The organism is Rhodococcus sp. CX (assembly GCF_015865005.1).
Lineage (GTDB): Bacteria > Actinomycetota > Actinomycetes > Mycobacteriales > Mycobacteriaceae > Rhodococcus.
Genome location: NZ_JADZGH010000049.1, coordinates 1 through 6,511, shown reverse-complemented (window position 1 = coordinate 6,511; position 6,511 = coordinate 1). Strand labels below are relative to the sequence as shown.

9 protein-coding genes are annotated in these 6,511 nt (G+C 70.3%); 3 read left to right on the top strand and 6 right to left on the bottom strand.

What is annotated here, in order from left to right:
* The 3 genes from I0Q12_RS04895 to I0Q12_RS04885 form a co-directional block, all read left to right on the top strand.
* Nucleotides 1-229 (top strand): PDGLE domain-containing protein (locus tag I0Q12_RS04895; RefSeq protein ID WP_231610021.1); only part of this gene is annotated, 229 nt, incomplete at its 5' end.
* The gene (gene cbiQ / locus I0Q12_RS04890; RefSeq protein ID WP_248675163.1) at nt 226-990 is read left to right on the top strand and encodes a cobalt ECF transporter T component CbiQ; all 765 of its coding nucleotides are present in this window, start codon (nt 226-228) and stop codon (nt 988-990) included. The genes I0Q12_RS04895 and cbiQ, both read left to right, overlap by 4 nt.
* Nucleotides 987-1,736, top strand: coding sequence for an ABC transporter ATP-binding protein (locus I0Q12_RS04885; RefSeq protein WP_248675164.1), 750 nt, complete (start codon nt 987-989; stop codon nt 1,734-1,736). Before cbiQ ends, I0Q12_RS04885 begins: the two co-directional genes overlap by 4 nt.
* 3 nt (nt 1,737-1,739) lie before the next feature.
* Here the strand turns inward: I0Q12_RS04885 and I0Q12_RS04880 are convergent, their stop codons facing one another.
* From I0Q12_RS04880 to I0Q12_RS04855, 6 genes are read right to left on the bottom strand one after another with little or no spacing between them, the layout of a single operon-like run.
* Nucleotides 1,740-2,492 (bottom strand): DUF6390 family protein, encoded by a 753-nt coding sequence (locus I0Q12_RS04880; RefSeq protein WP_197250879.1) that lies wholly within the window; start codon nt 2,490-2,492, stop codon nt 1,740-1,742.
* A 2-nt stretch (nt 2,493-2,494) separates the two neighbouring features.
* The gene (gene hypD, locus I0Q12_RS04875; RefSeq protein WP_197250878.1) at nt 2,495-3,628 is read right to left on the bottom strand and encodes a hydrogenase formation protein HypD; all 1,134 of its coding nucleotides are present in this window, start codon (nt 3,626-3,628) and stop codon (nt 2,495-2,497) included.
* A 28-nt stretch (nt 3,629-3,656) separates the two neighbouring features.
* Entirely contained in the window at nt 3,657-3,941 is a 285-nt protein-coding gene (locus I0Q12_RS04870) for a HypC/HybG/HupF family hydrogenase formation chaperone (RefSeq protein WP_197250877.1), read from the bottom strand.
* Between the two features lie 17 nt (nt 3,942-3,958).
* Nucleotides 3,959-5,044: a hydrogenase expression/formation protein HypE gene (gene hypE, locus I0Q12_RS04865; RefSeq protein WP_197250876.1), complete on the bottom strand. Its 1,086-nt coding sequence runs from the start codon at nt 5,042-5,044 to the stop codon at nt 3,959-3,961.
* Nucleotides 5,041-5,718, bottom strand: a complete 678-nt coding sequence (locus I0Q12_RS04860) for an SIS domain-containing protein (protein WP_197250875.1) — start codon at nt 5,716-5,718, stop codon at nt 5,041-5,043. The genes hypE and I0Q12_RS04860 overlap by 4 nt, the downstream gene beginning before the upstream one ends.
* 4 nt (nt 5,719-5,722) lie before the next feature.
* Nucleotides 5,723-6,478 carry a hydrogenase assembly protein HupF gene (locus I0Q12_RS04855; RefSeq protein ID WP_197250874.1) on the bottom strand — a complete coding sequence of 252 codons (756 nt, stop codon included), beginning with the start codon at nt 6,476-6,478 and terminating at the stop codon, nt 5,723-5,725.
* Nucleotides 6,479-6,511: the final 33 nt, after the last annotated feature.

The following is a 6,511-nucleotide window of genomic DNA, read 5'->3' as shown; positions in this document are numbered from 1 at the left end:
GGTCGTCGAGGTCGACGGGACCGAACGCGTGACCGGCGAGTGCATGGCAACCACCGCCACCGATCACAGGCTGTCCGGCAGCCCGCTGGCCGACTACGCGGTCGGCGGCCGGGAGTTCTCGACCGGGCTCGCGGGCATCGCCGGCGTGGTCGTCGTCGCGGTCGCCGCCGGCGGCCTGTTCCGATTCCTCGGTCGCCGCCGCGCACCCGGGGAATCGGCGAAACCGTGAGCGGCGAGACCGCGGCGACGCGGCTCCACCTGCCGGGCACCTCGCCGGTGCACCGGCTGCCCGCGGAGGTGAAGATCGTCGCGGCGGTGACGTTCGTGTTCGTCGTCGTCGCCACCCCACGCGAGGCGATGTGGGCGTTCGGTGCGTACCTGGCGGTGCTCGCCGCCGTGTGGACGGTCGCGGGGATCCGGCTCTCGTGGCTGGCTCCGCGGATGCTCATCGAACTTCCGTTCGTGGTGCTGGCGGTGCTGCTGCCGTTCGCCGAGGCCGGTGAACGTGTCGTGGTGGCCGGGGTTTCGCTGTCGGTTCCCGGCCTGTATGCCGCGTGGGGGATCCTCGCCAAGGGGACCCTCGGCGTGCTCGTGTCGCTGACCCTCGCCGCCACCACGGCGGTGCGGGAGCTACCGGGAGCCCTTGCACGCCTTCACGTACCGGGATCGATCACCACCATCGTCGTGCTGATGATCCGGTACGCGGACCTGCTCGCCGACGAGGCGCACCGGATGCACATCGCACGGCTGTCCCGCGGCGACGACCCGCGCACGCTGCGTCGGATCGGTGCGACCGCGCGCGGGATCGGGGGCCTGTTCCTGCGCGCCTACGAGCGCGGCGAACGGGTGCACCTGGCCATGCTCTCGCGTGGATTCACGGGTACCGTCCCGGCTTTCGGTGAGCCCGCACGTCCCGCGGACTGGATCTCGGCACTGGCGCCGACCGCAGGTGCCGTGCTCGTGTGCGCGACGGCGTGGGTCACGACGTGACCGGCACACCCGCGGTCCACCTGGCCGGCGTCGGCTACGCCTATCCCGACGGCCGGCGTGCCCTGCACGGCATCGACCTGACCGTCGCGGCGGGCGAGCGCGTCGCGGTGCTCGGCCCCAACGGGGCGGGCAAGACGACGCTCATGCTTCATCTCAACGGCGTGCTCACCCCCACCGAGGGAACGGTCGCGATCGGCGGGCGGACGATCGGCCGCGACACCCTCCGCGACGTGCGGCGCGCCGTCGGCCTGGTGTTCCAGGATCCCGACGACCAGCTGTTCATGCCCACCGTCGCCCAGGACGTCGCGTTCGGCCCGGCGAATTTCGGGGTCCGCCCGCCGGAGCTCGACGAGCGGGTCCGGGAGGCTCTCGCCGCGGTCGACATGACCGAGCACGCGGACCGCGACACCGCGCACCTGTCGGGCGGGCAGCGGCGGCGTGTCGCCCTGGCGACCGTGCTGTCCTGCAGGCCCGAGGTTCTGGTGCTCGACGAACCGTCCGCAAATCTCGATCCGGTGGCCCGTCGCGAACTCGCGGAGGTCCTCACCCGGCTCGACGCGACGCTGCTGCTGGTCACGCACGACCTTCCGTATGCCGCGCAATTGTGTACCCGCGCGGTGATTCTGGACGGCGGCCGGCTCGTCGCGGACGGACCGATCGACGAGATCCTCACCGACGACACGCTGCTCGCGGCGCACCGGCTCGAACTGCCGTGGGGCTTCTCCGTGCCGCAGCGCCGCGGCTGAGCATCATGCGGCGAGCCGGCGGTTGGTGTGCCCGAGCTGCCGGACGGTCCACGACTCCAGCCGGTCGGTCTCCTCCGCAGTGAGCCTGTCGCACACGAAATCCCAGTGCAGCGCCACCCGGTCCCCCACGCGCAGGTCGGGCACGAACACGCCGGAGTCGGTCCGCCGGCCGACGCGCCGAGCCGTCTCGGCTCCGAGAGTCAGCCGGCCACCGCCGAATTCGAGTCGCCGTACGTTCACGAGGGCGTCGTCGTCGGACACCTCCAGCACGGTCCCCCACCCGATCCGGCACGAATCGAGGATCCGGAGCGGCTCGGGCATCCCGGTTCCCAGCAGCCGCGACCACGGATACACCCCGAACACGTGGAACGCGTGGGTCGCGGTCACCTCGGACAGCAGGTCCTCCGTCAGGTGCGACCAGTAGTGACCGGCTCGCGCACCGAACCGGCTCAGCAGTTCACCACCGAACCGCTCCGCGTCGATGCGATCGGTGAGGACGTTTCCGGTCCAATAGGCCCGAACCACCTGCTCGTCGAGCGGATCGGCGATCCCGCACTGTTCGGCGATCAGTTGCTGATACGGCCAGGCCCCGCTGAACTGCCGGGCCGCGGCGGCCACCACCGCCGGATCCCCGCCACCGCAGGCAGCACTCTCGAGCGCGGCGGCACTCGCCGGGCCGCAGTAACCGAGTTCGTTGGGCGCGTGCGCATACCGCGCGAACAACCGATATCCCTGGGCCACCGCGCTTTCCGCCACGGTCACCCCTTCCCGCGCTGCCCCACCAGTGCCGCCGTCTCGCGATGGAGACGACCGAAGTTGTAGTAAGCGGCGCATGCCCCTTCGGGTGAGACCATGCAGGTGCCGATCGGCGTCTCGGGTGTGCACGCGGTCCCGAACACCTTGCACTCCCACGGTTTGATCACGCCTTTGAGCACCTCACCGCACTGGCATGCCTTCGGATCTGCCACCCGCACACCCGGCATCGAGAAGCGCTGCTCGGCGTCGAACTCGGCGTAGTCGGGGTGAATTCCCAGTGCGCTCTGCGAGATGAATCCGAGCCCGCGCCACTCGAAGTGGGGTCGCAGCGCGAACGTCTGCGCGAGCAGCGCCAGGGCCTGCCCGTTTCCCTCGCTGCGCACGACCCGGCTGTACTGGTTCTCCACCTCGCACCGCCCGTCCCGGATCTGCCGCAGCAGCATGTGCACCGACGCGAGAATGTCGAGGGGCTCGAAACCCGCCACCACGATCGGTTTTCCGTACTTCTCCGGCACGAACCGGTACGGGCGCAGGCCCACCACGGTCGACACGTGGCCCGGCCCGAGGAACCCGGACAGGCGCAGATCCGGCGATTCGAGGATCGCCTTGATCGGGGGAACGATGGTGACGTGATTGCAGAACACCGAAAAGTTCGTCAGCCCCAGCTGTTTCGCACGCACGAGGGTCACCGCGGTGGACGGTGCCGTGGTCTCGAACCCGACCGCGAAGAACACCACCTGCTTGTCCGGGTCGTCGACCGCGATCTTGAGCGCGTCGAGCGGCGAATACACGAACCGCACATCGGCGCCGCGCGCCTTCGCTTCGAGCAGGTTGCCGCGCGATCCGGGCACCCGCATCATGTCCCCGAACGTCGTGAACACCACGCCGTCCTGCTCGGCCAGCCACATCGCGTCGTCGATGCGGCCCATCGGGATGACACAGACGGGACAGCCCGGTCCGTGCACCAGCTCCACCGACGGCGGCAGCAGATGTTCGATGCCGTGCCGGTAGATGGTGTGGGTGTGCCCACCGCACACTTCCATGAACTTGAACTCGTCCTCGGCGGCGAGATCGGTGATCGCAGCGACCAGGGCCCGGGCCGCAGCCGGGTCCCGGAACTCGTCGACGAATTTCATGGTGCCAACCCGCTTTCCCTCGTCGCCGTCATCTCGGCGTCGTGTCGATCTCCGAATTGGTGAACGCCTCGATCTCGTTGACGTAGTCGGCCCCCATCCGGCGCACCTGGTCGAGCGTCATCCGTGCTTCCGCCTCGTCGATGCGGGACATCGCGAATCCGACGTGCACCAGCACCCAGTCGCCGACCTGCAGGCCGGTGCCGGCGAGCAACCGGATGCTGATGGCCCGCTGCACCCCGTTGACGTCGACCTTCGCGAGATCCTGATCGGCGTCGAGGATGTCCACGATCCGTCCCGGAATTCCCAGACACACAACAGTTCTCCTCACGGTCAACAGATGCGTGGCAGCGGATCACCGACGAGCATGTCGACGATCCGGCTGCCCCCGAATGCGGTGCGCAGCGCGACGATGCCCTCCGGTTCCGCGAGGATCTCGCCGACGACCGCCGCGGCTTCGCCCCCGGCCTGCCCGCGCAGCGCGGCGAGCGCCGCGTCGGTCTCGTCCTCGGCGACCACCGCCACGAACTTGCCCTCGTTCGCCACGTACAGCGGGTCGATGCCGAGCAGGTCGCACGCACCGAGAACCTGCGGCCGGACCGGCAGTGCCTCCTCGTCGAGCACCACTGCGAATCCGGTGGCCTGCGCGAGTTCGTTGCACACGGTGCCGACGCCGCCGCGGGTCGCGTCGCGCATCCACCGGGTCGACGGGGCCGCCGCGAGCAGCGCCTCCACCATCCGGTGCACGGGAGCGGTGTCGGACGCGATGTCCGCCTCGAGCGCGAGTTCGCCGCGCGCGAGCAGCACCGCCATGCCGTGGTCGCCGATCGTGCCGGAGACGACGACCCGGTCGCCGGGCCGAACCAGGTCCGCGCCCAGACGACGGCCGTCGGGCACCACGCCCACGCCCGCGGTGCTGATGTAGAGCCCGTCGGCGGAACCCTTGCCGACGACCTTGGTGTCCCCGGTGACGATGTCGACTCCCGCGCCGGACGCCGCGGTCGCCATGTCGGCGACGATCTCCCGCAGCCGGGCGATCTCGAAGCCCTCCTCGATCACGAACGCCGCCGACAACCAGCGCGGCCGCGCGCCGGACACGGCGAGGTCGTTGACGGTGCCGTGCACCGCGAGGTGCCCGATCGATCCGCCCGGGAACTGCAGTGGCTTGACGACGTACGAATCGGTGGAGAACGCCAGGCGCTCCCCCACGCCGATCGACCCGACGGCAGCGTCGCCGAGCTGTTCGAGTTCGGCGTTGCGGAACGCGTCCACGAACACCGCATCGACCAGCGCCGCGGACGCCTTGCCCCCGGCCCCGTGGGAGAGGGTGACGACCGTGTCGAGCAGACGCGGGCGGCGGCGCCGGAACGCCTCGATCCGTTCCAGTACCCGGTCCTCGCGACCCGCGTCGGTGCTCACGTTCCGCCTCCGCCCGTCGACGTCTCGCGCGCGAGACGATCCTGCGCGATCTCCCACAGGCGGTATCCGAGCAGCGCGTGGCTCTCCTGGATGCGGTGGATGCTCTGCGAGCGGATCGTGAAGCAGTAGTCGAGGTCGTCGGAGACGGCCATCCGCCCGCCGTCGTGGCCGGCGAATCCGATGGTGAGCAGGCCGCGGAATCGCGCCTCGGCGAGGGCCGTCATGAGATCGTCCGAGTTGCCGGACGTGGACAGCGCGATCGCGATGTCGATCGGCCGGGCGTGGGCGATGATCTGCCGCGAGAAGATCAGGTCGAAACCGACGTCGTTGCCGAGGGCGGTGACCACGGCCTGGTCCGCGGCCAGGGACCAGGCGGGCACCGGCCGTCCGCGGGCGGGCCGGCTGAACAGGGACGCGAGGGTCGCGGCGTCGGTGGAGCTGCCGCCGTTGCCGAACGTGTAGAGCCGGCCGCCGCGTGCGAAGGACCGGGCCATCCGCTCCCCCGCGGATTCGAGTGCCGGTCCCCATTCGTCGATCGACGCCTGCTGCAACCGTGCGCTCTCCGCTGCCTTGCTGCGGGCGGACGCGGCGAGGTCGCGTAACAGCGGCGCGGCGTCGCGTTCGTCCGCCTCGATGAACGGATACAGGAAACTCGTCTGTTCCGGTTCGCTCACGGTGTCACCTCTCCCCCGGATCGGCAGTAGCGTCGAGCCGGGTTAGCGCCACGCCCCCGTGTACGACGAGAAGATCGTGCACGGCAACGGATTCCAGGATCGACACGTCGACGTGCTCCTCCCCGTCCGCGGTCCGCACGAGAGCGGTGGCGGTGTCGGCGCCGGGTGGGGCGACGACCTCCGCGAGCCTGCCCTCGTCGCTGCACGTCACGCACACCGCGTCGGTGTGGTCTTCTTCGAGCAGTCCGGGATGCTCGAAGACGACGTGGGTCAATTCCCACAGCAGGTGGTACATCAGCACGAATCGGCCGGTGGCCCACACCATCGGATCGTTCGAATCCACCCACAGCACGTGCGTGGCGGCCCCGGCGGGCGGGCGCGGTCCGGCACCGATCCAGATGGTGTCGGCTCCCCACGCCGCGGCGCGACGCACGATGTCGAGGACGTCGGGTTCATCCGCGGACGCGACGGCGAGGATCACGTCGCCCGGCCGCACCGCGACCCGGCACTGGGCCACCGGGTCCGGCTCGACCAGCGACACCGCCGGCAGCGCCCGCTTGCCCATGATCACCGGATGCACGAATTCCACGGCCACGTGGTGGGCGTGCGGTTCCCATTGCGGCGAGACCACCCACAGGGTCGCGCCCGCGTGGAATCGTCGCGCCAGCCCGAGCGCTGCGGTCGCCAGGTCCGCGGCGAGGTCCTCCCCGATCGGGTTCTCACCGATCGGCGGGTTCGATTGCTGTGTCGTCGATGTCATCGCCAACGTCCCGTCTGTGCCGGATCCGCTTCC